This is a genomic window from Microcystis sp. LE19-84.1B (assembly GCF_027531875.1).
In the GTDB taxonomy this organism is placed as follows: domain Bacteria; phylum Cyanobacteriota; class Cyanobacteriia; order Cyanobacteriales; family Microcystaceae; genus Microcystis; species Microcystis panniformis.
On sequence record NZ_JAPZSR010000293.1, the window covers coordinates 1 to 1,003 of the forward strand.

Genomic DNA, 1,003 nt, shown 5'->3' on the forward strand with positions numbered 1-1,003 from the left:
AAAACCGAGAATCCTGTTTATCACCTGTTCCGATTCCCGTATCGATCCTAACCTAATTACCCAAGCGGAGGTGGGGGAATTATTCGTAATTCGTAATGCGGGAAATATAATTCCTCCCTACGGAGCAACCAATGGTGGTGAGGCTGCATCTATAGAATATGCTATCAACGCTCTCGGCATCGAGCAAGTGATTATCTGCGGTCACTCCCATTGTGGAGCGATGAAAGCTTTGTTAAAATTGCAAAGTCTGGCCGATGAAATGCCTTTAGTTTACAATTGGTTAAAACAAGCAGAAGCTACTCGACGTTTAGTTAAGGATAATTACAAGGAACTAGAAGGAGAAGAATTGATCGAGGTGACAGTAGCAGAAAATGTTCTCAATCAGTTAAGTAATTTGCAAACCTATCCAATTATTCGTTCCCGATTACATCAAGATAAATTGTCCCTACACGGTTGGATTTTTCGGATTGAAACCGGTGAAGTTTTCGCCTACGATCCCATCCTACACGATTTTGTCCCTCCCCAGCGATCGATCCTATTGAGCAACTTTATCTTTAGCAGATAGCCACATGGTTATTAAAGAATTAATCTTCGTGATCTTCAAAAGGATCGCTTAATTCTACTGCTGGCGGTCCAAAAGCGGTATCAATATCTAAAGCGCTAATCCCCACCAAAGCGGCAGCGATCAAAATACCCAAAATTGTTGCAGTTTCCATAAAATAAAATTTGCTTAGATACAGTTTGTATCTTATCTTAACAAAATATAACCGATCTCGCCGCCAATAGCGATCGCTAATCTGGCCAGTTGCATTGCTGTTATCTCATGCCCGATAATGCTGAAAGGATCGAACTAAACCAGAAAAATTATTATGAAGAAACTCCTACAGGGACTAGAAAAGTTCCAGAGTGGTTATTTTGATGAACATCGGCAATTATTTGAGCAACTCTCCCACGGACAAAAACCGAGAATCCTGTTTATCACCTGTTCCGATTCCCGTATCGA

At 41.1% G+C, this 1,003-nt stretch carries 2 protein-coding genes and 1 pseudogene; 2 read left to right on the forward strand and 1 reads right to left on the reverse strand.

All coding sequences use genetic code 11. The features are described from left to right. The coding region (locus tag O9324_RS16775; RefSeq protein ID WP_288140781.1) for a carbonic anhydrase at positions 1-565 on the forward strand (565 nt) is incomplete at its 5' end. 19 nt (positions 566-584) lie between these two features. Here the strand turns inward: O9324_RS16775 and psbN are convergent. Beyond that, positions 585-716 carry a photosystem II protein N gene (gene psbN, locus O9324_RS16780; RefSeq protein ID WP_288140782.1) on the reverse strand — a complete coding sequence of 44 codons (132 nt, stop codon included), beginning with the start codon at positions 714-716 and terminating at the stop codon, positions 585-587. A 153-nt stretch (positions 717-869) separates the two neighbouring features. Here psbN and O9324_RS16785 point away from each other — a divergent pair. Continuing rightward, positions 870-1,003: pseudogene (locus tag O9324_RS16785) on the forward strand (carbonic anhydrase); the annotation flags it as partial.

Coding starts and splice junctions, on each gene's coding strand:
- psbN (WP_288140782.1), bottom strand. CDS start 716: ATGGAAACTGCAACAATTTTGGGTATTTTGATCGCTGCCGCTTTGGTG.